Genomic DNA, 24,184 nt, shown 5'->3' on the forward strand with positions numbered 1-24,184 from the left:
ACCTCTGTAAGTTTAATAGTTAATGAAGAAAGCAAAGATGTCAAAAATAAAAATAGTTCATCTAGTCAGTAGTTTAAATATTGGTGGTGCCGAGCGATTCGTTATCGATCTATCCACACTGCAGCAGAAGCAAGATAAAGACGTTCAAATTATATCAACGGGCGCACCAAATGATATTTTAGTCAATAGCTGTAAACAGGCTAATATCCCAGTGACGGTGTTAACGGGAAGCAAGTTTGCAAAGCTTTTGACGATGTTTTTGCGCATGCGAACGAGTGATGTTGTGCATGTGCATTCTCCCGCTGTGATGCGTGTGATGTCGAAAATCATACGATTTTTGCCTGGCAATATAGTTTATACACGACATGGCGCTGCGCCTTTAGCAGCTCAGCACTGGGTAAACTTACACAAAAAGGTGATGCGCTATATCAAATATATTACGTTTGTCTCGCCAGAGGGGCAGCAAGCATTTCATCGCACTCATGGCTGGAAAGATACACCGAGCAAAGTTATCGCAAACGGTGTGTTATTAAGCGACGTAGTTGCTAAGCCAGTGGCATTGCCGATACGCTTTGGTTCAGTAGGGCGCATGGTGCCTCTAAAAAATCAAATAAGCCTACTGAAGGCAGCAGCCAAGTTGACCAAAGAGCAACAACAAGGCATGCGCATTGCTTTTTTTGGTAGCGGAGAATGTGAGTCCGATTTAAAAGATTATGTCAGTGAGCATTTAGCTGAGGAATTGGTCACATTTTATGGCAACGTCAGTGAGCGCGAACACATTTATCAGCAATTTGATGTGTTAGTTGTAACGTCTGAAACAGAAGGCTTGTCGATGGCGATACTGGAAACTATGGCATCGAGAAAAGCCACTATAGCAACCCGTGTAGGGGGCAATCCGCTGCTTGTTCAGGATACAAAGACAGGTTGGTTAATCGATTATGACAAAGAGGCGATGCTGGCGGAGCGACTAGTCGATATTATCAACAATCCAAGTATGTTAACGGAAACAGGAGAGAACGCGTATCAACTGGTGAAGCATGACTATTCGTTGGACGCAACATTAGCCGCTTATGATCAAATCTATTTTAGCGAATAAAACAGCATTACTTGCTTATCTGATTGTTTCTATCAGTTTATTGATAATTTGCCTTGCGTCGCCTTTTTGGCCAGATTGGCAATGGCTTATCCCCATTAAATATGCTTTGCTTTTTGGCCCGCGCTGGCTGTTATACGTGCTGCTTTTACCAGCATTATTAGCGTTCTTTCAGCGGCAAACATTACATAAAGGATTAGCACTAAGTTTATTTTTACTAACACTAGGTTTTAATGGCTTATCGGTATCTGCGCCGCAGCCCCTCTCGGCAGAGCAAGGCGATATCGTGATTATGTCCGCCAACTTAGGCGGCAGTGTCAATGTTGATAGAATTCCTGAGCTGTTTGAAAAATATGATATTGATGTGGCTGTATTTCAAGAGGCGGCCAAGTTTAATGGTAAAGATCTGTTGCCCAATATTTATCAAGATTGCGCGGGGAGCTTATGCCTGTTTAGCCGATTCCCTTTTACCTCAATTGAACACTTTGGTCGCAAAACATTTGGCGGCTGGGGAAACTTTGCCAATCAGTATGAAATAGCCATAGGGCATAAGACGATCACCCTGTTCAATATCCACTTGGAAACCCCTAGGCCCGTGATTCAATCGTTACTGGGACTTTCTATCGATATCGAGGAAGCCCAGCAGGTAGATGATAATCGCCGTTTAGAAGCATCTATTATTGCCAGTGCTGCACAACAAAGTGAAAATGTCGTACTTTTAGGCGACTTTAACATGCCAATTGATGAGAATATTTATCAACAATATTTTTCTTCTTATAGCAATGCGTTACGAGACACAAACTATTGGCTTCAGCCGACAAAACGCACCAAGTGGCATAGCGTAACGATTGATCATTTACTGCACTCACCGCAGCTTGAAAGTATTGAGGCATTTTCTGTGGACGAATTGCATGGTGACCATAACCAGCTCATTGTGACTATCGCATTTGCCCAATCGGATTAAGGTGCCTTATTCGCAAAAAGACGTTTTTTATGCTTAAACATAGATATGGTTTAATGCAAAATTCGATTAACGTGAAAATATTCACCTCGTTTTGTCTCCTGTTTTGCTCCGTTGCGAGCTTTTTTGGTGTTGCAAATACACAACTAGAACTTCAGCTTCCCGCATCCGATCGTGGCTATGTGCTGCCTGTACCGCAAAACACCATATACAAAGCCGATAAATTGTCTCTAAAACATCTGGGTAAAAAAATAGAGGCGGATGTTCAGGTATTGATGTTGTACCCCTTGTCCAAACAATCAACAAAACAAGCAATTCGCCTACTTTACATCAAACCGTTGCCGCGCCTATCTAATAACACTTTAGTTACGCTCGTAACTTCTCAAAATGGCAAAGAGAGTATCATTGCACTTGGCGCTAATAAAAAGGGCGCGCTTCTGATATACCCTTCCTTTGATTGGCTTAGACAAGCCATTTTATTACATCCACCTGGGGTAGATGTAAATGCCCAATGGTATATTCAACCACAGATCAGATATGCCCGCTTTATTGCCGATAAACCGCTAATGCTTAAGCATAAGTATCCGCCAGAAAAAGCAGCTCAATGGTTATACGATAGGCCGCAATCTTTTTTCCAACTTTACTTGTTTACCCAAGACAATCAGTGGTTAGAGCAGGGTTTTAGTGAAGCAAATTTCTACGCGAGCAAAGTAGATGACAAAGGTCGGTTTGTACTAAAAACGAAACCTGATGTGAAGTATGCCAACAGCAAAGGCATGGTTACGGCGTATATGTTAAGTGGCGATGCGCTGTATCTAGATGTTGTGAAAAGGCTTTATAACTTAACGAAAACGTGGGACGAGGTTTATACATTAGGCCGCGGTTTTTGGACAGAAAGACATCAAGCAGCCGCACTAAATTCCGCGCTCTCTTTGTGGGAAGTCTATTTAAAAGCTGACACCCATAAACGCGTACAGGAAATAATAACTGCCACGGAATCGATGACTTTTAACCCGCCTAACGACTGGCCGTTTAAAAGTTGCCCCTTACATACGGTAAAATCGCATGAAGGTAAGGGCGATAACACGCCGGTATGTTCCCCCTGGATGATGGCATTGTTAGGTGATGCAATATGGCGTTATCAATTGTTGTTACAAGATAATGCTCATCAGCAACTATTGGTCGCATTCGCAACGTTCGTTGCTAAATCTGGCACCTATCCTGGCGCAAAAAGACATGCCCATATCACCATGATACCCAAATATTTTGTATCCTTTGGTCCGCGCCAATTTGAAGAAGACAATATGTGGACAGATCCCCAACATACTTGTGATGTTGCAGGCCTTGTTGCTAAAGGCTATTACATGCTAGCCCTGCAAGGTAAAAAAAATGAGGCAATTGCGCAGGCGTTTGGAAAGTTAACGCAATACTGCGCGAACACCGCGAATAAGCTAAAACGTAAACATGCAAAAAATAAGGTTTGGCGCGTGCGCCCACCGCGAAAATTTGGCTGGATGTACTCTACAACGAGCGATTTGCCGTGGATTGCAAAACGCTATCTAGATGTTACTGACATAGCTGAGTAAGCCACAACGGTTCACCTTCACCACAATACGCTATGCCCCATTGCAAAATAGGTGCTTGCCTTGGGTTGAAACCATTCGCCAGCCTAAGTTTTTTGTATCCAGAGGGGGTAGAGCGCGTTTCTATCCCAAGTTTGTATTGATAAGCGATTACTGCAGTTTTGTTATTGTAAACCACCTTACTTACCTGCCAACCTTGCATCCGTTCAGAAGCTAGTAATCGGCTGTTTGCGGGCTCATATTTATTGGCATAGTTTGTCGGTTTAGCGTCAAGGTCGCTCGGGTTAAATGTAATTTCGTAAACCACAGCAAATCCTTGCATGCTAGGCGCCAATGCTTTCGCGTTAGCAATGCCATAAATTGATTCTGGAAACGGCACTTCTGTCGCTAAATTCTGTTGTTCCATAGTGGCAAATTGTTTGGTTACTGAAGACGTCGCGACGACGATAAGTAACAACATTAAATGATGATATCGTAATGTTAAAGGTTGAGCACTGTGCTCCTTATTTTCGTCGTCAAGGAAGTCATGATCAGACAACCTGTTTCCAATGTAGAAAAGGGCAATGATAAACGGAATAAAAATATACCAACCAAAATTATTGTGGTCTCGAATAATATCGCTTTCCATATTGGTGTAATGGCCAATCAATATTAACGCGGTGATTCGAATCCAATTGGTTAAAAAGGCAAACAACAGCGCTGTGCTAAAAAATATCACCATATTTTTCGGGCGCTTTATATACAAAAAGCAATAAAGCGCGCTAATGGCTGTGGCTACTATTAAATAACGCAAACCGCTGCAACCATGTGCAATTTCAAATGCACCGCCAGGCACTTCAACGTAGGGCGGGTCAATGTATGCAGGTACCGAAGTAAACGACAGCATAATGCTAACGGCTTCTACAGATATCGTTTGCAGTATGGGAAGCAACGCTCCATAAAATGGAAAAATAAAGATCAACAAAGCGCCGGCAAACAATACCCGAGCATTAAAACTGAAAACGACAAACACTAACAAATTGGTCGTTAGTAAAAAACCAAACCAATAACCCAAAGTAATCTGTGCGTTTATGGAGATAAACAACAAAAGTTGTGACATCACAACAAACGCTGAAACTAAATAATTAGGTTGCGACCTAAATTGCAAAAATCCTTTTTGCGCCAATTTGATATAAAGGAAAATCGATATGAAAGGCACTAAGTAAGCGTGTGAATAGGTACCATCGTCAAAACTGTGGCGCCAAAGCGTGTTTAATATAGGTAGGTTAATTAAAGCGAAAACAGTCAGAATGGCCATCAAAACGATAAATTGACGACGTCCATTTCCTTTGCGAATTGCTAGCGCTTCCATCATGTTAAACAAACTATTCTACTTATTATTGCTATGATATTGGTTCTATAGATAGCAATTAATCCTTTGTTAAGCAAATAAAAACTCATCAAATGCTAGCTATAGCCTGCTTATTTGTTACACTAATTCTGTATAAGTAATGAGCAGCATCAATTAAGGAAGAATCGATGAAAAATAAATGTATATCGCTTGTTCTCATCTCCTGTTTGTTTGTTCTTGGCTGCAGTCAACAAGAAGACGCCCAAGAATTATTGATATCAGCACAAGCCTCTATCGAAGCGGGTGATCATAAAACAGCTGAAATTCAGTTAAAGAACGTCATTCAACAAGAGCCGGAAAATGCCAAGGCAAGGTTCATGTTAGGTGAACTGTATTTAAATCGAGGCTTTGCCAGTGGCGCTGAAAAAGAGCTAGAAAGAGCGTATCGCTTGTCCTACCAAGCAGAGAAAACGATTCCTTTATTGGCTAGAGCCTACGCCCTTACAGAAGCCCAGCAAGATCTGCTCGCGTTAGCCGATAAAGCCAATACCTTGAGCGCACAAGCACACACACGTGTATTAGCTTACAAAACGTTAATATTGGTTCAACAAGCAAAACTAGATGAAGCAAAATCAACCATAGAGGCGGCTAAATCACTTGGTGACGGTCAATCTTGGGTGCTTTTATCAGAAGCTTATGTAGCTTTGGCAGAAGAACAGTTCGAACAAGCGATGGCGATGGTTAACAAAGCGCTAGCCGCGATGCCCGAGCAACCAGATGCGATCTTTTTAAAAAGTAAAATAGCGCTCGCAAATGGCGATAACAAACTGGCGATAGAAAATTTCGAGCTATTTTTGCGTCTACAACCAGACTACGCAATAACACATGTGCTGCTTGCTGATGCTTACTTAAAAGATGAACAATATGATAATGCCGAAAAGCAGGCTGATATCATATTATCTTTTGCAGAAACACAAGCCTTTGCAAATTATATCAAAGCGGCGACGGTGTTTCGCAGGCAAGCCTACGGAGAAAGCTTACGCTATGCTGAAACAGCGTTGCAATCAGGTATGAAAACACCACAATTGTGGCTCATTGCCGGCGCGAGCGCTTTTTACGAAAAGAATTTTCAACGCTGTTATGACTACTTAGAAAACGTTGTTAACTACTTACCAGCAGATCATGCAGGTCGCAAAATGTTTGCTTATAGTCAGGTGCAATTAGGTAGCACTGAAAATTTAGAGCAAATCCTTAATCCAGATGGGACAGTGATAGACGGCAATAGCGAATTTGTGTCATTGATTACTTATGACATTTTAGAGCTCGGCGATTTAGATAAAGCTAGAAAGATAGCTGCAAATATCAATGTATCAGCAACAGACGCAGGTTCGCAAACACGTGCCGGTGTTTTAAAGCTGATGATAAATGACCCAACCGGTATTCAGAATTTAGAAAATGCCATCGCCATTAATCCAGAGATGAAAGAGGCTCAGTTGGCTTTAGCATATGCGTCGATTAATACTGGCAATTTTGAGCAAGCGATTGCAATTGCGAGACAATGGCAAACTGAGAGTCCAGATGCGCATGATGGCTACACGCTAGAAGGGATGACGCTAAAAGCGCAGCAAGATTATGCACAAGCAGAACAATTGTTGAAAACAGCGATTGCTAAGGACGCTGAGACAGCCTTACCAAAAGTTGAATTAACAGGGGTATTAAGAGCACAAGGCAAAATAGAAGAAGCGACTGCAAATGTCGATGCTTTGTATCGTGATTACCCAAACAACGCTAAGGTTTTACGACAATATTATATGACCTACAGGAACGATATAGGCGTAAAAGCTGTCAAACAGGCGCTAGACAAGAATCGTACTGATGTTGCATTGACGGTGTTGTATGCGGAAGCGTTAATTGATCAAAGAGAATATGAAAAAGCTATTCTAGCGCTTAATGAAAAAGAGAGAAATGTGCATACCAGCAAACGTATATGGCAGCTATTGATCATTAGTTATGCGCAGCTTGATGATAGGTCAATGGTGGAGTCTACTCTGTTAGATTGGATTCGAAAAAATCCATATCAAGTAGAGCCTGTATTGTTATTGTCAAATCACTATACCGCGCAAGAACAAATAGAAGACGCTATTTCTGCGCTTAAGAAAGGGCTTGATCAAAATGAAGATAACATTGTTTTGCAACTAGCCTTACTTCGTACCTATTTGCTTAGTGATAATGCCTACCAAGCAAACAAAGTCTATCGCTCTATTAAGCCAGATAAATTAACGCCTTCATTGATGGCTGAAATAGAAGGTAAGATAGCCTACAGAGAAGGCAAATTGGCACTAGCGGCGAGCAAGTTCGAGCAGGCATACCAACATAATCAATCATCAAACAACGCGCGACTTGTTGCTGTTAGTTATGACAGATTACAACAGCAAAATAAATCAATCGCGTTTTTTGAGAAGCATTTAGCCGAGCATGCGACGGATTCAGATGTACGCATTTTGCTTGCGAACTATTATCTTTCTTCAAATCGAGATAAAGCGATTAATGAATATGAAAAAGTGGTCGATTTAGGCGAAAAGAACCCAGTTGTTTTAAACAATCTGGCGTTTTTATACTTAGAGAAAAACGACGCCAATAAAGCTCTCCCGCTTGCGCAAAGTGCTTATGAACTTGCACCTTCTATTCCTGATGTTGTTGATACTTATGCATTATGTCTTTATAAGTCGGGCAACATTGCAGAGGCACAAACTAAGTCTGCACAGGCCTATAAGCTGGCAAAAGGAAAAAGCGCTGATATTGCGTTGAATTACGCAGAAATTTTAGTTGCTGCACAGCAGGGCGCACAAGCTCAACAGGTGCTTGACAGCTTACCTCAACTGAACAGTGAACAGTCAAAACGAGCGGATAGTTTAAGAAGTAGAATTTAGCTAGTAAAAAAGCCCGGGATAAGCCGCAATGCTGTTCACTTTAGTGGAGCAGCATTGCGATTAATTGGATAACGGGTCTTTGATATCTTTACCGCCCTAGGTCTTGATGGCCTAGGGCGGTTTTCTTTGAAGAGCATGGTCAAGTCACCTCGAAGCTGAGCTAATCGTTTTGGTGTATTACCAGGTGATAGCGCTTTTGCCATCACTTTCAATTGACTGGCGATGAACTGGCAAGCATATTTGAAACTAATTTCGTTAGGAGCTCTTTGATGAGAAACGGCCGCTTGACTAGCTTCTCTTCGAACAAGGTTGTAACCCAGCACAAGTCCCCATAACTCTTGATATACAAGATCAACTGTTTTGCTTCTAAGGGTGATCGCATTGTGTTGCATTGATGATTTGATGTCTCGGTAACCTAGCTCAATTTCCCAACGCTCATGGTATAACTCGGCAACATCTTGAGCGTTGTATTTATCACGAGGTAATGATGTGAATACCGTTTTTACTTTGCCAGCAACTTCATACGTTACAGCCCTAACTTTCCAAGTTTCCGGTAAGTCAGGATTCTTCTTTCTTGCCTGAGGGGAGACCTTCATCTCGACCAATTGGTCATTACTTTCTTGCTTGTCGAGCAGCGTGTACTTTAAACCTTTTCTTGCGGGAATAAGCCAATGACTGTTGTCTCCCAGTTTGTTTATACCCAGAAGTAGCTCTGCGCTATAGAAACCTTTGTCTAGTAGGGTAACTGAGTTATCTGGCAACTTATCCATGAACCCCTTTGCGAGAGGAATTTCACCTTTTCGATAAGGGCTTATATCGCCATCAACAATCACATGAGAGCGAACATTCATTAGCGTCACGAGCCTTAACATAGGAAATGGCGTTTGCCGATTTGTGCTCGTATTTCCAGAGCCGAAATGCTCACGTAATTCAGGCGTATCATTTGTGCGAAATAAAGCCCCATCAACAGCAAAAACCTGAAGGCCGTGCCAAGTGTCACCTGGGTAACGCTCTAATCCCCATTGGTTGCTGCATTGCCTAAATAGCCATGCCATCGATTCAGAGCCAAGACGTTTTCTCGCTTCGGTTAATGCACTTTTAGCTAAAAGTTTTTCATCAGCTAAGCCTTCAGCACATATGTTCATACGCCTTGCTACTTCAGCAATCGGTTCGTTTCTAAAAAATGCCATACCAACTACCAACCAAAGCACCATATCACTGGGCAAACGCCGTCTTCGGATTGTAGCTTTGGCTGACAACCCTGTCGCTTGATAAACCCAATCGTCAGGAATGTGCTCACAAAAGGTGGTTAACTTGGCAATATCTACTGGGGATTCTTCGATAAAATCGTGAAACTGGGTGAAGGCAGGCATAAAAAAATCCGTAATCAGAAAACTGACTACGGATTTTGCACGATCATTTGGATCGGTCAACTGATCACATTCTTAATAGATCAGCATTGCGGGATAAGCCGGGCTTTTTTCTTTCAAAGATTATTTAAACAACCGCCTTTTTCCTACTAAGGCTAATAAGCCCATTGCGAAGATTAACAGCGTACTAGGCTCTGGCACTGGCCTAAATGACCCCGCTCTAGCAAAAGATGTTTGGATCGCGAAATTTGATTCAACATGATGTCTTTCGGCAAAAAAGAAATCAAAGCTGAACACTTCCCCTGCTTCTAGTTGAAACGGATTACCATCAATGGCTGCTAGTTCGCTTAACTTAATTGTTTGAGAAGCTTTTGCATGTATACCACCAAGATCGATAGCTAACTTACCATTAATGTATACCCATACGTCATCGTCGCCACTAAATGTGAAGAATTCGTCAGGAATGAGATCTGGGTCGTAAAGTAAATCGTCAAAATGCATTTGTGCGGTAAAAAAGTAGTTATAGTTTCTACCATTAGCTGGATCCCATTGTGACTCAGGGACTAGGTCTGGATCGCTAAGAGGAAAAAAGGTGTTCCCCGTATCTATTGAGATAATATCGTCGACTCTATTAGCTGTGATAAACGAGTCATACTCACCGATACAGGTTGCTTCCGGCGTGTCTGCATTGCAGTCGCCATAGAACCAGCTGGTCACGTCTTGGGTTTCAATCTGTCCCTGTACGCTGTCTGGTGCATAATTCGGCATCCAAACACCTGGTGCAACTTCAACAAGCATATCTTCAACTAAGCCTGTAACTACGCCGCTGACCCCGTTGCTGTTAAAGTCGGGATGCGTCATCCTGAAGTCTCGGTAAGTAATTGGAATTTCTATTTCTTCAGCATTAGTAGGTAAGCTAATACTTACTACAATCAGTGTAATAAGGATTTTTAGAATATTATTTTTCATTTTTGCTGCCTTACATCAATTACATCAAACGGTAAGTAGCAAAAATGATGCCTAAAAATAAAATGATAAAAATCAGAAAGATAAAAGAGGAATCTAAAGTAAACCATTACAAGTGTAAAAAAAACCGACAGTTGTAAAAAGGTGATTTTTCTTCAATATAGAAGAACAAAATAATGAGGTGCCAATGAAAATTCTTATATCACTAGTATTGCTTTTGAGCGCATTTAGCGGGGCAGCAAATGACCTACCAGCAACGATTAAGCAGGTGAAGCCAAGTATTGTCGGGATAGGCGTACATACGCCATTGGGCAAACCCAAAGATATGTTGCTTGGTTCTGGTTTTGCTATTAGCAATGGCCAATACATTGTGACAAATTTTCATGTTGTACCTAGAAAGCTTAATCAGGAGCAAAATCAGAAACTTGCGGTATTTACCGGGAGTGGTAAAAACGCTAAGGTCCGTTTTGCAACGCTTGTAGCGCAATCGCAAGAATATGATTTGGCGATACTTAAACTTCAAGGAGAGGGCATCAAACCCATGGTGCTGGCCAATGGGGAGTTTATCGATGAAGGTACTAATATTGCCTTTACTGGATTTCCGATAGGGGCAGTACTTGGTCTATATCCGGTAACGCACCGTGGCATAATCGCGAGCATCACACCAACCATTACGCCGGTTGATGATAGTCAACAAATTAGCGTAAAAATGCTAAAACGCATGAGAAATCCGTATTTAGTTTATCAACTCGATGCAACCGCTTATCCCGGCAATAGTGGCAGTGCTATGTACGACAGGAAAACGGGTGAAGTCATTGGTATTATTAATAAAGTTTTTGTACAAAGTACAAAAGAGGCTGTCATCAGTAAGCCCAGCGGCATTACCTATGCTATTCCGGTTAAATACTTGTTGGAATTAATGGCGAGCGCCGATATCCCCACAACTAAGTAGTCGTTACTGAGGCGCCGATACGCCGCTTGTTTCTTCTACTCCCGGTGTTGGGCTACTTGCAATCACTGGTTCATTAATCAGTAATTTTGATAAAGGCACTAAATGAATATCGTGTTGTTCTAGCGTAGGAATTAGCTTGGTGAGCACCTCGACAGTTTTAGGGTGTGGATGCCCGATCGCAATAACATGTTTACGCTTTTGTGCAGCTTCAATGACGAGCTGAAATTGGCCCGCAATATATTCTTCAGTGAGATTGTTGTCTAAGAATATGTGACGACTTAATGTTGGAACACCATGTGCTTTCGCCGCAGACAACGCTTTGCTCTCGTTAGTGGTTACACTATCAAGAAAAAAGGCATTACGCTCGCGTAAGTATTTCATTGTCGACATCATAGGTTCATGAAGCGTCGTTAAGTAGCTTCCCATATGATTGTTAATACCCTTAGCGAATGGGATTTCTTCAAAGGAATGCTCAAGGCTGGCATGAATCTCGGCCTCGCTCATATCTGAGGTTAAGGCGCCAGGTCCTAACTTCTTACCTAACGCAGATTCCATCGGGATATGCAAAATAACGTCTTTATGCTCCGCATGCGCTCTTTGTGCTAATCTTTTACCTAACGGTGTGTGCGGTAGAATGGCAAACGTCACTTTGCCGGGAAGATCCATGGCATGCACGTCTGATTGGCGATAACCAATATCGTCTATGACAATAGCGACCTGATGTGAGTCGGCTAATATACTTGTGGAAATGAGTAATAAACAGCTAAATATTATACGCATTCTTTATTATTATCTAAGCGATAGTGCATAACTTAAACTAGTGGTAAAGATAACAGCTTATTTACATAAAAGCATAATATTTTTGAAATTTTATTAAAGCGATATGAGTCAGCGGTCTCACAGGCTTTGCTTTATATGGGCAAAAGGTTAACGACAATATATTTTAGGATTCACCGCTTTGCCATTATGTCTTATCTCAAAATACACTCCAGATTGCTGTTGGCCTCCGGATTGGCCCACCAATGCAATAGGTTCGCCCGTTTCTACGCGATCGCCGACATTCTTGAGTAATGTTTGATTATGTCCATAAAGGCTCATGTAACCTTTGCCGTGATCGACAACCGTGACAAAACCATACCCTTTTAACCAGTCGGCAAATAGCACGGTACCGGCATGTATGGTTCTTACCTCTTGGCCTTGTCGGGCATTAATAATAACCCCTTTCCATTTTAAGTAACCTTGCTTTTTACTGCCAAAGGTACGACTTATTCTGCCTTTTACCGGCCAATACAATTGGCGTTTAAGTTTAGATAAACCGCTTGCTTGCACAGCGTTTCGCGCGATCTCTGCGAGCTTTCTCAATGCAGCGACTAAATTCGTTTCTTCTGCTTCAAGTTGCGCTAATCTTTGTTGATTCGATTGTAGTTCTTGCTCTAGCGAGCGATAGGTTTTTTGGCGGGAAATTTTTGCATCTTGAAGTTTGATTCTTTGTTGCCCTTGTGATTTTTTTAAGGCAACAAGTTCACTTTCTTGTTCGATAACTTCTGTAGTGACTTTGAGCAAATCTGCAATAGTTTGTTGGAATGCTGTAATTTCGTTTACTCGCGCTTCATTGAGATATTGATAGTAGCTCATGGTGCGCGCTATTTCGCTAGGCTTTTCTTGATTAAATAACAGTTTTAAATAGTCGTGATCGCCGTTGCTGTAGGCGCTGCGTAATTGCGAGGCAAGCAGAGATTCCTGCGCCGATTTTTGTTCGTTAAGTTCGCGCTTTTCACTATTAAGCTCGGTTAACTTAGACTGGACTTTAGTCAGCTCTTTAGCCGTTTCGTTTATCGCTCGTGCCGATTTAGCTATGGCTATATCGTCGGCTTTTAGTGTTTCTTCCAAGGCTAAACGCTGTTTAGATACATCAGAAATAACCACTTTCTGCTGTGCAATTTGTTTTTGCACCTCAGTTAACTTCTTTGTGGTTTCCGCTCTATTTGCTTGTTGCGCTTGCAAAGGTTGGGCGATTAACCCAACCAAAGCGGCAAGTGATATTATTATTGTTTTATTCAGCATATTTAAAGCTAAAGACAGTAACTTGTTGATAACCTCAGGTTATTTAACTGTCATTAGTGGCGTTCCGGTCATTTCAGCTGGTTGCTCCATGCCCATAATATGCAACAAGGTTGGCGAAATGTCACTAAGTGCGCCAGATTCCTTAACTTGAGCATCGCGACCAACATAAATTAGTGGTACAGGCTCACAGGTATGTGCGGTATGTGCTTGCCCTGATTGCGGGTTCACCATCTGTTCTGCATTACCGTGGTCAGCTGTTATCAAACATTCACCGTTTACTTTTTCCAGTGAAGCTAATACGCGTGCAATAGATTTATCTACTGCTTCACACGCTTTTACGGCAGCCTCAAATTTGCCAGTGTGACCAACCATGTCACCATTAGGGTAGTTACATACAATAAAGTCATATTGCTGTGACTCGATGGCTTCACATAACTTGTCTGTTAATAAAGTTGAATTCATTTCTGGTTGCAAATCGTATGTCGCAACTTGAGGTGAAGGCACTAAAATGCGCTCTTCTCCTGCAAAGGTATCTTCTCTACCACCACTGAAAAAGAAGGTAACATGTGCATATTTTTCAGTTTCTGAAATACGTAGCTGCGTTTTGTTGTGCTTTTCTAACCACTCACCCATCACATTGTGCAAATCTTCTGGCGGGAAAGCACAAGGCGCATCAATATCTGCAGCATATTCTGTCAACATAACAAAATCAGCAATTGCAGGCACACGATTGCGTTCAAAGCCGTCAAAGTCTGATTGTGTGAAGCAACGAGTAAACTGGCGTGCTCGGTCTGCTCTAAAATTCATGAAAATAAGCGCATCGCCGTCTTCAATGGTAATCGCATTGCCTTCGCTATCAACGATGTTAGATGCCGAGACAAACTCATCATTTTCATCTCTTGCGTAAGCTGCTGCTAGTGCTTCTGTCGCAGAAGAGTACTGATGTTGTCCTTGACCATCTACTACTAAGTTATAGGCTTGCTCGACACGGTCCCAACGTTGATCTCGGTCCATGGCGTAATAACGCCCTATAATTGAAGCAACTTGGCCTTTACCAAGCTGCGCAAACAAGTTTTGTGCTTTTTCAAGCGAGTCGTGTGCGCTGCGAGGCGGCGTGTCACGACCATCTAAAAAGCCATGTAAATAGATTTTTTCTACGCCTTTTTCAGCGGCAAGTTTTATCATCGCAAAGATATGGTCTTCGTGACTGTGCACGCCACCTGGCGACATCAAACCAAACAAATGGACCGCTTTACCTGTGCTAGAGGCTTTATCTAAGGTCGCAGTAAGCGTTTCATTTTGTGAAAAGGTACCGTCTTCAATCGCTTTGGTGATGCGTGTAAAGTCTTGGTAAACAATTCGGCCTGCGCCTAGGTTTACGTGACCAACTTCAGAGTTACCCATTTGCCCATCTGGCAAACCAACTGCCATGCCTGATGTTTGGATAAGCATATGCGGCTTTTCTGACATGAGCTTGTCCATTGTTGGCGTATTAGCATGATAGATCGCATTTGATTCAGGGTTTTCTCTGTAACCCCAACCATCAAGAATAATCAGTACAGTAGGTTGTTTGTTAGCCATGGTATTGCCTTGTAAATATGCTATCGAAAGGAAAAATTGTTTAATTGACTTAATTTTAACAAGTTTTAAAACTGTATGCCTAATGAAAATATTTCATAACCAATATCGGTATATTCGATTATTTTTACAGCGATGTTTTATCTTCTGCCGTAACGCCTGTATACTGTGCCTCAATTTTAAATCCCCTAGATATTCGTAGTGGTTAAATATGAATGAATTAATGATATTTGCTGGTAATCATCCCATTTTAAGTACCGTTTGGGTTGTATTAGTGTTGATGATTATTGTGACGTCTGTGCAAATTAAAATGTCACCTGTTAAGCAATATAGCCCGCAGGAGTTGACCTTTGCTGTTAACAAAGAAGATGCGGTCGTTGTTGATATTCGCAGTGAAAACGAATTTAACAAGGGTCGAATCATCGACGCTAAACACTTGGGTACAGACAAAGCGAATAAAAATGAATTTGCTAGCCTTGAAAAATTTAAGGATAGACCCATTATTGTTGTATGTAATGCTGGCATCTCAGCTCAAAAAGTTGCAGCGCAACTATTCAAAGCTGGGTTTACCAAAGCAGGTTTATTAAAAGGTGGTATGAATGCATGGTTAAATGCGTCGCTGCCAGTAACAAAGAAGTAACATAATCTCATGGCTAAAATCGATATTTACACTAAAATGACTTGTTTTTTCTGTCATAGAGCGAAGGCTTTATTACAGCAAAAAGGTGTTCGTTATAACGAAATTAAGATTGATGCCAACCCCGCAAAACGCCCAGAAATGATCGAACGCAGTGGAGGCGGATATACCGTTCCGCAAATCTTTATTGGTGATGTTCATGTTGGCGGTTGCGACGACCTATTTGCGCTTGAGGCAAAAGGTAAACTGGATAAATTATTAGAAAAGGCGTAAGCCACAATACAGGAATTAAGTCAGATGGCTGAAGAAAATCAAGTAAATGCACCAGAAGCAGGTGCAGCTGCAAACCCACAATTTGCTATTCAACGTGTTTATACAAAAGATATTTCATTTGAAACGCCAAATTCACCAGAAATTTTTCAAGTCGAATGGAAACCAGAAGTTAAACTTGATTTAGATACGCGTTCAAACAAATTAGCTGACGATACCTATGAAGTTGTTCTAGCAGTAACAGTAACTGTTGAAATCGAAGGTAAAACTGCGTTTTTAGCTGAAGTACAACAAGCAGGTATTTTCACTATTGGTAACATGCCTGAACCGCAAGTAGCGCACACGATTGGCGCTTTCTGTCCAAACACATTGTTCCCATATGCACGTGAAACTGTTGCAGCACTTGTTAACCGTGGTTCTTTCCCACAATTAAATCTAGCGCCAGTTAACTTCGATGCATTGTTCGCTTCTTACGTAAAACAAAAAGCTGAACAACAAACAGGCGAAGCGACGCACTAGTATATGACAACGTCAGCAGACATAAGCATCATAGGCGCTGGGTCATACGGCTCAGCACTTGCTATATGTTTTGCCCGAAACGGCAATAAAACCCTTCTTTGGGGCCGAAACAAGGCGCATGTCAACACCATGGCAAGCACTAGGTCAAACGAAAAGTATTTGCCTGGTAGCCGCTTTCCGGAATCGTTAACGGTATCTAATGATCTCGCTGAAGTTGTTTCAGCAAGTAAGAATATATTAGTAGTTGTGCCAAGCCATGTGTTTGGTGAAATGTTGGTGCAACTAAAACCGTTATTAAGGAAAGATGCACGCATTGCTTGGGCAACTAAAGGGTTAGATCCACAGTCTGGTCGTTTACTGCAAGATGTTGCAACCGAAGTCCTAGGCAATGATATTTCATTGGCTGTGCTATCGGGACCGACATTTGCTAAAGAAATGGCGGCGGGATTACCGACTGCTATATCGCTTTCGTCTACCGACGACACATTTGTTGAAGATCTTTCAAACCTACTTCATTGTGAAAAAACATTCCGCGTGTATTCCAACAATGATTTTATTGGTGTGCAACTTGGTGGTGCAGTAAAAAACGTGGTTGCTATCGCCGCTGGTATGGCGGATGGCATTGGCTTTGGAGCGAATGCACGTACAGCGCTTATTACTCGTGGTTTAGCTGAAATGTCTCGCCTTGGTCACGCACTCAATGCTAACCCTAAAACGTTTATGGGTATGGCAGGACTGGGTGATTTAGTGCTTACCTGTACTGACAATCAATCGCGCAACCGTCGTTTTGGTTTGGCACTTGGTCAAGGTAGTGAAGTAGAGCAAGCGATGGCTGACATTGGACAAGTGGTGGAAGGCTATAGAAATACCAAAGAAGTACACATGTTGTCGCAAAGACTTGGCGTTGAGATGCCTATCGTAGAACAAGTTTACGAAGTGCTTTATCAAGGCAAATCGGCAAAAGCGGCGGCCGCTGATTTACTCTCTAGAGAGAAAAAATACGAATAAAAAAGCAGCTTAGCTGCTTTTTTTATACCCCATTTTCAAAGCCTAACTGGCGCCATGCTTCAAAAATTAAAACAGCTGCTGAATTTGATAAATTCATTGAGCGGCTGTCTTTCAACATAGGTATCCTGATCTTATCTTGGTCAGGAATTTGATCTCTTACCGAGTCGGGTAAGCCTGACGTCTCAGAACCAAACAACAAATAGTCACCTGCTTCAAAGGCAACGTTTTGGTAGTAATTTGTTGCCTTTGTGGTGATCGCATAAACACGTTTTGGCTGTTCGCTAGCAATAAAGTCTTCATACGAAGCATGCTTTTTTAACGCCGCAAATTCGTGATAATCAAGACCAGCTCGTTTTAACTTTTTATCATCTAAGTCAAAACCCAGTGGCTCGATAAGGTGCAAGCGAAATCCTGTGTTTGCACACAGCCGAATAATATTACCTGTATTAGGCGGAATCTGAGGTTGAAAAAGTACAACGTCTAACATGTGATAATCCGTGTTAAATTGATGCGGTATTATAATGCACTATGATATAAGGTGTCTCTAGTTTAGACAAAAGGATGACATGTGACGCAACACTCGCGAGCAGAAAATCAATATCAGTTTTGGGTTAAACTTGCCGCAAGAGCGGCAGTTGTCATCGCTCTGCTTTTTGTAGTGATCAAGTTGTGGGCGTTTTATCGGACAAATTCTGGCGCTATGCTCGCATCAGCCACCGATTCAGTACTTGATTTGTTTGCCTCTGCCGTTAACTTGATTGTCTTGCGCATTGCCTTGTCTCCCGCTGACGATAATCATCGCTTTGGTCATGGCAAAGCAGAAAGTTTAGCGGGACTTCTACAGTCCGCTTTCGTGTTAGGTAGTGCGTTTTTGCTTGTTATCTCCGGCATCGAACGCTTATTAAACCCTGCTGCAATCGCAAATAGTGGTATAGGCATTGGTGTTACGCTTTTTACCATTGTGATGACACTCGCACTCGTGGTGTTGCAAAAATTGGTGATTAACAAAACTCAAAGTGTCGCAATTAGCGCCGATTCATTGCACTATCAATCCGACTTATTGCTCAATCTAGGTGTGCTCGTTTCATTGTACTTAAGCGCAGGTATATGGCTTTATGCGGACGGCATTTTTACTTGTTTTGTTGGGCTGCTACTGGCGTTTAATGCATTTAATATTATTCGATTGTCAGTTAATAATTTGATGGATAAAGAGTTAGCAGAAGGCGATAGGAATAGAATTAACGACATAGCGAATCAGCATGATTCAACTATAGGCATACATGAACTTAGAACGCGCCAATCCGGTGAAATATGCTTTATTCAATTTCATTTAGAGCTGCCGGACTCGTTGAGCTTGTCTGATGCGCATTCTATTTCTGTTGAAATAGAACAGATGATTAAAGCTGAATTTCACCCCTGTGAGGTGCTGATACATCAGGACCCGACATCTGTCGTTGCTAAAGAGCTAGCTGACAACGAGCGTGCTACTTAATTGCTGTGTTGCTTATACCATGCAATCGTTTTTTCAAAAGCCTTCGCTCTTATCTCATTCTTTTCGATGAAGATTTCATGTCTTGCACCTTCAAAAACAATCGCTTTTCCGTCAGGGCAGGATTGTGTATGCAGGGCGTGTAATTGTTGGCAGAACTCGTCTTGCGCCTCGTTGTCCACAATCACATCTGCGCCTGATTGCAGCAGCAATACCGGTACATCGATGTCATTAAGGTGGGCGAAAATATCTTCATTTGCTTGAATTGCCTGTTGCAACCAATAAGCAGTAACACCACCTAATTGCATTGTCGGGTTAGCGAGATACTTTTGTTGCATGGCTTTGTAGCGCTCGGCATCTTGACTTAAATCATTGCCATCGAAGGGTTTTAATTTATAGTCATTTTGACCAATAAAATACCAAGGCTCATCTGAAAACCAGTCATTAAAGGTGGCATAGGTTGCTACCATTGAATGCGCAAACCAATTTGGCATAGCGCCAGCGTTTATCGCTATCATCGGCGACGATAATACAACCGACTTAACTTTGCTTGGGTATAGTTGTAAATATCGCACAGCAATTGTCCCACCCATTGAGTGCGATAAAATATGCGGTATGTGATTTGACGTTTTCACTACGATTTCATCGATAAACTGATTGAGATCTTCACTGTAGTCGTCAAAGTATTTGACGTAACCTTTATGAGGGTTGTTAAGCAAACGCTGCGATATACCCTGACCACGGTGGTCGATCACAAATACGTTGTATCCTTGCTGATACAAATCAAACACTAACTCGTCATATTTGAGATAGCCTTCTGTTCTGCCAGGGGAAAACACGATCGTATCTTGATGATCTTCGCTGAAGAACTGGGCATACGCTATGCTAATGTTTGCTTTTCCCTGAAATGTCGAAAATTCGCCTGTTTGCCAAAAGGCGTCAATTGATTGTTGTTTTTCTTTGGTTAGCGCCTGGGTATAACTATCCGCGTTCACAATTGGACTCAATATGATTAAAAAAACTAAGCTTAAGAATAACTTATTTGCTAGCGCCATCGCTACTCCAAAGAATCAAAAGGTACAGACCATAGACATTTTAGTGTAAAGGTAGAACGATTGTTACCTCAAGGCCAGCCTCGGGCTTATTTTTAGCAGTAATTTTTCCTTTGTGTGCTACCACGGCTTGTTTTGCGATAGCGAGCCCTAAGCCTGTGCCGCCTGTTTTACGTTCTCGCGCTTCACTTATGCGGTAAAACGGCTCAAACATAATGGCAAGTAAATGTTCGCTTACACCAGGACCTTGATCACTGACAGTGATCGATAACGCTTTACCACTGACGACGCTAGACACCTTAATAGCACTGTTATCTGGACTATATTTGATCGCATTGCTGAGGACGTTTGATAAGGCGCTGCTGAGTAAAGCATAATCGGCATTAATCGTTGCCACATCATTATTAGCAATCTCGACATCTATATGTTTTGGTTGAGCTAATAAACTTGCATCATCGACATGATTTTCAATAAAATTCACCGTGCTTAACGCTTCCTTGTTAAGTTCAGTGACAGTATTTTCCAATTTAGACAATGTCAGTATATCGTTGAGCATGCTGTCTATGCGGGCTATTTCGTCCTTGCAACGCTCTATGTAGTCATTGCTTTTGTTGTGCTCATTTTGCTGCTGGACGATACTTAATGCGATCTCTAGTCGCGTTAGTGGCGTTCTTAATTCATGAGACACGTCGGCAAGCAACCGTTGCTGCGCGGCGCTATTATGAGATAGCTTCTCTGCCATGGTATTAAAGGTTTTGCTCAACTCGCCAATTTCATCTTTACGATTGTCCAAGCCCGTCACTCTTGAAGTCAAATCTCCCTCACCAATCTGCTTGGTAGCATGTTGCATTGACCTAAGCGGCTTGGTTAGAGAGCGCGCAAGTAGCCAACATAAAACAAAACTGATAGACGCCGGTACTAATAATCGTGCCCACATAGGCAGGGTAAACAGCTTTTCTGCAAATGTTTGTGGTCGCGTTTTCTTTACAAGATATAACTTAAACGTTCGCTTTGGTGTTTTGGCAACGACAGGCCCGGTTAGGCGATGATGAAAGAACTGGTAAGAATTTGTTGTATCAAGCACTCTATCTTCGATGAATTCTATGATCTTATCGACGCGTTCATTACCGAAAACTCGAAACTGTCCACTTGTGTCGTCTTCTAAAATAACGGTAGTCGGTGCTCTCGGATTCAAGCGTTTCATTAGTGCTTTGGGCGGCATGCGGCCATCTCTGACAAAGCGCTTTTTATATTGCTCTAACAATTCTATATCTTGCTGGTTAGCTTGTAAGTAGACGACATCATCAACGAAATTCGTCATTATAAAACGCGTTGCTACGACGGACACAATTGTGATTAACCAAAACCACAAAAAGAGTTTTACATTGATACGTTGTAAATATGTCAACAAGTTACGCACTAGCCGTTCTCTCCTGACAAAAAGATATAGCCAGCACCGCGCACAGTTTTAAATTTGTCTGAATCAGAGGTTTCATGGAGCTTACGTCTAATATTGCTGACATGCATATCGATGCTGCGGTCAAACGGGGTAATTTTTCTTCCTAACACTTGCTGCGATATTTCATCTTTACTAACAATGGTGCCGGTTCGTTCCAAAAAATAAGCCAATATTTCATATTCTGTTCCGGTAAGTTCAACCGGTTTTTCGTTACAAAAGACTTCTCTAGTCGCTGGCTTCATCACTACCTGGTTGATACTCGTTTCATTCAGGTTTGTTTGACTGTTCTTGGTAATATCGATACGGCGTAAAATGGCTTTAATACGCGCTAACAATTCACTAGATTGAAAAGGTTTCGCTAAATAGTCATCGGCGCCAAGTTCAAGCCCTAGCACTTTGTCGGCAGCGTCACCTTTGGCGGTAAGCATTAATATAGGGATAGAGTAACTGCCACCTAAAGCTTGTAATACCTCAAAGCCATTGAGGCCAGGCATCATGACATCAAGTAGTATCAGGTCGGCGTTTCCTTCCTTAGCAGCAGCCAGCCCACGGACGCCGTCATTACATACAGAAATCGTATAGCCTTCACTACTTAAGAAAGTAGAAAGCAGTTCTGTAATTTCAATGTCGTCATCAATAATCAGTATATGCTGGCTCATACGCGTACCTTTGTTGTTACTCGACGTTATTTTATGCACTTTTGCTAAACTTTCTCAGGAATTTACGCAACTTTACAATTGCTTTGCGTTTCTTTGCGCTTAATTGATTACTATATCATCGAAATTTATGAAAACAGGAAGATTGTTATGAGAATGAAGAAACTAATCGCTGCAGGTATCATCTCAGGTGTGGCTTTAAGCGGCGTTGCGCTAGCTAAAGACGATATGAAACGTGAATTTGGTGGCAAACAAGTCATGGTTAAGCAAATGAAGCGCATGGCAAAAATGCTTGATTTAACAGACGACCAAAAGACCGAAATAAAGGCGTTAATGGCCGCTCAAAAAGAAACAATGGCGAGCTACAAAGAGCAAATGAAAACGTTTAAAGGTAAGGAACGTGAGTTGATTCAAAGTGACAACTTTAATGAAGCCGCGTTTTTAGCGTTGCAAAATGAATATCAAATTACGTTGAACCAAGCGGCGTTAGAACGAGCGCGTATGAAACACAAAATCTGGAATGTGTTAAATCAAGAGCAACGTGAAAAATGGAAAAATGTTAGCGAAAAGCGCGCTGAGTTTAGCAGAGGGTAATGCTCGCGGTTAAGCCAAATTGAAAGCAAAGACCTTGCTCATTTGACTTTCAATGGCTTTACCATTTTCAGTGGCAGGTTCAAACTGCCACTTTTTCAATGCCTTCTTGATACTTGATTTAAAGTATCTGACCTTTGGTTTGTCTTCGATTTGAATGTTTCGAATTTGCCCCATCTCGTCAATGGTGAAGTCGACTTTGACATTCATTTCTATGCCACGTCGCTGCGCTAAATAAGGATACTGAGGCTGTTTTTGTTTAAGCAGTATCGCCTGTTGTAACTGTGGTGCAACTGGCATTGGCAAGCGCACAATCTTTTTGCGCATTTGTCGTTGTTTGTTTTGCTCAAGCTGCTCTTGCCTTAAACGTTGTAACTCAATGCGTCTCGCTTCAGCAGCGCTTTTGATCAACAAAATATTGTCTTCATCAGTGCGGGCAAATGGCACTGGTGCTTGATAAAGTGGCAGCATGCCGATTAGATTAGTTGCAACTTTATCTAGCGTGCCATTTTTGAAACTCGTCATGGTTTCAAAATTTAATTGGGAGAAACGAATCTCTAATAAGTTGTCGGTTTTCGCCGCTAAACTTGGGATCATTTTTTTGTCTTCTGCAGCCACCAATAACGCGGTTAACGTGATGGTTAGTGCTGAAGTGAAAAGTGCTAGGCGTTTGGCAACTCGACTCTGGGCGCTGTAGTGCTGTGGATGAACTAGTCTTACAACACGTTTTTTTAACTCACCACCGGAAGCCGCAATAGCTAGCGAGCGCGTTTGGTTGTCGTTATCAGCTAAACAAACACTCGCGGTGTCTGCTAAAGTGCGCGCATAATCTAGCGGCTTACCACAGCAACTTACGGCTAAATCGTCGGTACAACATTCTCTTTCATTGCGAATCTGATATGAAATCCAGCCAACAGCCGGATGGAAAAACAACAATATTTCGACCAGCGTTTGCACGAAATTAACAATGTAGTCGTGTCGTTTAACATGCGCCAATTCATGCAATATAAGCATTTCTAATTGTGCAGGAGTTAAACCCGTCAGCATGCTTGTTGGAATTAATACGGTCGGTTTTAACCATCCTAATGCCATTGGCACAGTTGCTTTTTTCGATAGCAAAAATGCAGGCACCTTACTCAAACCTATTTGATCACATAAGCGTAAAAACGTCGCCAGTAATTCCGGATCTTTAGGAGTGAATGAGTCTTTTGGTAGCTGATTAACTGCTTTTAAGTCGAGGGCAAGTTTAACCGTTAGAATAAATACGCTGGCAAACCAACCAACGGACAAATAGGGAAGATACTGGTTGCTTCGCACACCGAGAATCGTGGTTTCGTTTGAGACAATTTGGAACGACACATAATGCTGTTCCACCACGGACGCTAATTGAGGCTCAAAAACGAGTGCAAAAGTAACAATGGGTGCAATTAAGCACATTAACATTGCTGAACACGCGGCGTTATATCGAGCTTTTGAACGGTTAACAGGAGTGATTAACAGGTAGATTCTGAGGACGGCAGCAATAAGAAGCCCTTGCCACAAAAAGTGCAGCAAAGATACAGCTAGACTATATAACACAGGGCTATTTAGAACTTCGTTAAGCATAGTGTTAAGGGCCCATATACTTGGGCTTCTTTATTGTTAAATCACCGGCACTACTTGGGTAGTAGTGCATA

The 24,184-nt window shown here is 41.9% G+C and carries 22 protein-coding genes; 11 read left to right on the top strand and 11 right to left on the bottom strand.

What is annotated here, in order from left to right:
- Positions 1-37 precede the first annotated feature (37 nt).
- From QUD85_RS01175 to QUD85_RS01185, 3 genes are read left to right on the top strand one after another with little or no spacing between them, the layout of a single operon-like run.
- Positions 38-1,096 (top strand): glycosyltransferase family 4 protein, encoded by a 1,059-nt coding sequence (locus tag QUD85_RS01175; protein WP_177168880.1) that lies wholly within the window; start codon positions 38-40, stop codon positions 1,094-1,096.
- A complete protein-coding gene (locus QUD85_RS01180) occupies positions 1,071-2,057 on the top strand; it encodes an endonuclease/exonuclease/phosphatase family protein (RefSeq protein WP_093329116.1) in 987 nt (328 codons plus the stop codon). The genes QUD85_RS01175 and QUD85_RS01180 overlap by 26 nt, the downstream gene beginning before the upstream one ends.
- A gap of 29 nt (positions 2,058-2,086) precedes the next feature.
- Positions 2,087-3,640: a hypothetical protein gene (locus QUD85_RS01185; RefSeq protein ID WP_093329114.1), complete on the top strand. Its 1,554-nt coding sequence runs from the start codon at positions 2,087-2,089 to the stop codon at positions 3,638-3,640.
- Here QUD85_RS01185 and xrt read toward each other — a convergent pair.
- Positions 3,621-4,991 (bottom strand): exosortase, encoded by a 1,371-nt coding sequence (gene xrt / locus QUD85_RS01190; RefSeq protein WP_093329113.1) that lies wholly within the window; start codon positions 4,989-4,991, stop codon positions 3,621-3,623. The genes QUD85_RS01185 and xrt overlap by 20 nt on opposite strands.
- Before the next feature lie 164 nt (positions 4,992-5,155).
- Between xrt and prsT the strand changes: the two genes are divergently transcribed.
- A complete protein-coding gene (gene prsT, locus QUD85_RS01195; RefSeq protein WP_093329111.1) occupies positions 5,156-7,897 on the top strand; it encodes an XrtA/PEP-CTERM system TPR-repeat protein PrsT in 2,742 nt (913 codons plus the stop codon).
- Between the two features lie 35 nt (positions 7,898-7,932).
- Here prsT and QUD85_RS01200 read toward each other — a convergent pair whose 3' ends face one another.
- Positions 7,933-9,270, bottom strand: a complete 1,338-nt coding sequence (locus tag QUD85_RS01200) for an IS4 family transposase (RefSeq protein ID WP_093332494.1) — start codon at positions 9,268-9,270, stop codon at positions 7,933-7,935.
- A gap of 120 nt (positions 9,271-9,390) precedes the next feature.
- Entirely contained in the window at positions 9,391-10,236 is an 846-nt protein-coding gene (locus QUD85_RS01205; protein WP_093332069.1) for a fibro-slime domain-containing protein, read from the bottom strand.
- Positions 10,237-10,420: 184 nt separating this feature from the next.
- On the opposite strand from QUD85_RS01205, the gene QUD85_RS01210 reads away from it, so the two are divergent.
- Entirely contained in the window at positions 10,421-11,185 is a 765-nt protein-coding gene (locus tag QUD85_RS01210) for a S1 family peptidase (protein WP_093332067.1), read from the top strand.
- 3 nt (positions 11,186-11,188) lie between these two features.
- Here the strand turns inward: QUD85_RS01210 and QUD85_RS01215 are convergent, their stop codons facing one another.
- From QUD85_RS01215 to gpmM, 3 genes are all read right to left on the bottom strand, one after another.
- Positions 11,189-11,965 carry a divergent polysaccharide deacetylase family protein gene (locus tag QUD85_RS01215; RefSeq protein ID WP_093332064.1) on the bottom strand — a complete coding sequence of 259 codons (777 nt, stop codon included), beginning with the start codon at positions 11,963-11,965 and terminating at the stop codon, positions 11,189-11,191.
- Between the two features lie 147 nt (positions 11,966-12,112).
- Positions 12,113-13,249 carry a murein hydrolase activator EnvC family protein gene (locus QUD85_RS01220; RefSeq protein WP_245732150.1) on the bottom strand — a complete coding sequence of 379 codons (1,137 nt, stop codon included), beginning with the start codon at positions 13,247-13,249 and terminating at the stop codon, positions 12,113-12,115.
- A gap of 39 nt (positions 13,250-13,288) precedes the next feature.
- Entirely contained in the window at positions 13,289-14,830 is a 1,542-nt protein-coding gene (gene gpmM, locus QUD85_RS01225; protein WP_093332059.1) for a 2,3-bisphosphoglycerate-independent phosphoglycerate mutase, read from the bottom strand.
- Between the two features lie 208 nt (positions 14,831-15,038).
- Between gpmM and QUD85_RS01230 the strand changes: the two genes are divergently transcribed.
- Genes QUD85_RS01230 through gpsA form a run of 4 tightly spaced genes read left to right on the top strand, consistent with a single transcriptional unit; the run spans position 15,039 to position 17,261 of the window.
- Positions 15,039-15,467: a rhodanese-like domain-containing protein gene (locus QUD85_RS01230; protein ID WP_093332056.1), complete on the top strand. Its 429-nt coding sequence runs from the start codon at positions 15,039-15,041 to the stop codon at positions 15,465-15,467.
- Between the two features lie 9 nt (positions 15,468-15,476).
- Positions 15,477-15,737 carry a glutaredoxin 3 gene (grxC, locus tag QUD85_RS01235; RefSeq protein ID WP_093332054.1) on the top strand — a complete coding sequence of 87 codons (261 nt, stop codon included), beginning with the start codon at positions 15,477-15,479 and terminating at the stop codon, positions 15,735-15,737.
- Positions 15,738-15,761: 24 nt separating this feature from the next.
- Positions 15,762-16,253: a protein-export chaperone SecB gene (gene secB / locus QUD85_RS01240; RefSeq protein ID WP_093332051.1), complete on the top strand. Its 492-nt coding sequence runs from the start codon at positions 15,762-15,764 to the stop codon at positions 16,251-16,253.
- Positions 16,254-16,256: 3 nt separating this feature from the next.
- Complete coding sequence (gene gpsA, locus QUD85_RS01245) at positions 16,257-17,261, top strand: NAD(P)H-dependent glycerol-3-phosphate dehydrogenase (RefSeq protein ID WP_093332049.1); 1,005 nt, start codon at positions 16,257-16,259, stop codon at positions 17,259-17,261.
- 22 nt (positions 17,262-17,283) lie between these two features.
- On the opposite strand, the gene trmL is transcribed toward gpsA, so the two are convergent.
- The gene (gene trmL, locus QUD85_RS01250; protein ID WP_093332046.1) at positions 17,284-17,748 is read right to left on the bottom strand and encodes a tRNA (uridine(34)/cytosine(34)/5-carboxymethylaminomethyluridine(34)-2'-O)-methyltransferase TrmL; all 465 of its coding nucleotides are present in this window, start codon (positions 17,746-17,748) and stop codon (positions 17,284-17,286) included.
- 81 nt (positions 17,749-17,829) lie between these two features.
- On the opposite strand from trmL, the gene QUD85_RS01255 reads away from it, so the two are divergent.
- Positions 17,830-18,753, top strand: coding sequence for a cation diffusion facilitator family transporter (locus QUD85_RS01255; protein WP_093332044.1), 924 nt, complete (start codon positions 17,830-17,832; stop codon positions 18,751-18,753).
- On the opposite strand, the gene QUD85_RS01260 is transcribed toward QUD85_RS01255, so the two are convergent.
- The 3 genes from QUD85_RS01260 to QUD85_RS01270 form a co-directional block, all read right to left on the bottom strand.
- On the bottom strand, positions 18,750-19,805 hold the full coding sequence (locus tag QUD85_RS01260; protein ID WP_093332041.1) for an alpha/beta fold hydrolase: 1,056 nt from the start codon (positions 19,803-19,805) through the stop codon (positions 18,750-18,752). The genes QUD85_RS01255 and QUD85_RS01260 overlap by 4 nt on opposite strands.
- A 40-nt stretch (positions 19,806-19,845) precedes the next feature.
- A complete protein-coding gene (locus QUD85_RS01265; RefSeq protein ID WP_143047976.1) occupies positions 19,846-21,123 on the bottom strand; it encodes an ATP-binding protein in 1,278 nt (425 codons plus the stop codon).
- Between the two features lie 98 nt (positions 21,124-21,221).
- Positions 21,222-21,920, bottom strand: a complete 699-nt coding sequence (locus QUD85_RS01270) for a response regulator transcription factor (protein WP_093332036.1) — start codon at positions 21,918-21,920, stop codon at positions 21,222-21,224.
- Between the two features lie 153 nt (positions 21,921-22,073).
- Between QUD85_RS01270 and QUD85_RS01275 the strand changes: the two genes are divergently transcribed.
- A complete protein-coding gene (locus tag QUD85_RS01275) occupies positions 22,074-22,511 on the top strand; it encodes a Spy/CpxP family protein refolding chaperone (protein ID WP_177168936.1) in 438 nt (145 codons plus the stop codon).
- 9 nt (positions 22,512-22,520) lie between these two features.
- Here the strand turns inward: QUD85_RS01275 and QUD85_RS01280 are convergent, their stop codons facing one another.
- Entirely contained in the window at positions 22,521-24,113 is a 1,593-nt protein-coding gene (locus QUD85_RS01280) for a M56 family metallopeptidase (protein ID WP_093332031.1), read from the bottom strand.
- Positions 24,114-24,184: the final 71 nt, after the last annotated feature.

Origin of the sequence: Thalassotalea agarivorans (assembly GCF_030295955.1) — a bacterium.
Classification (GTDB): Bacteria; Pseudomonadota; Gammaproteobacteria; order Enterobacterales; family Alteromonadaceae; genus Thalassotalea_D; species Thalassotalea_D agarivorans.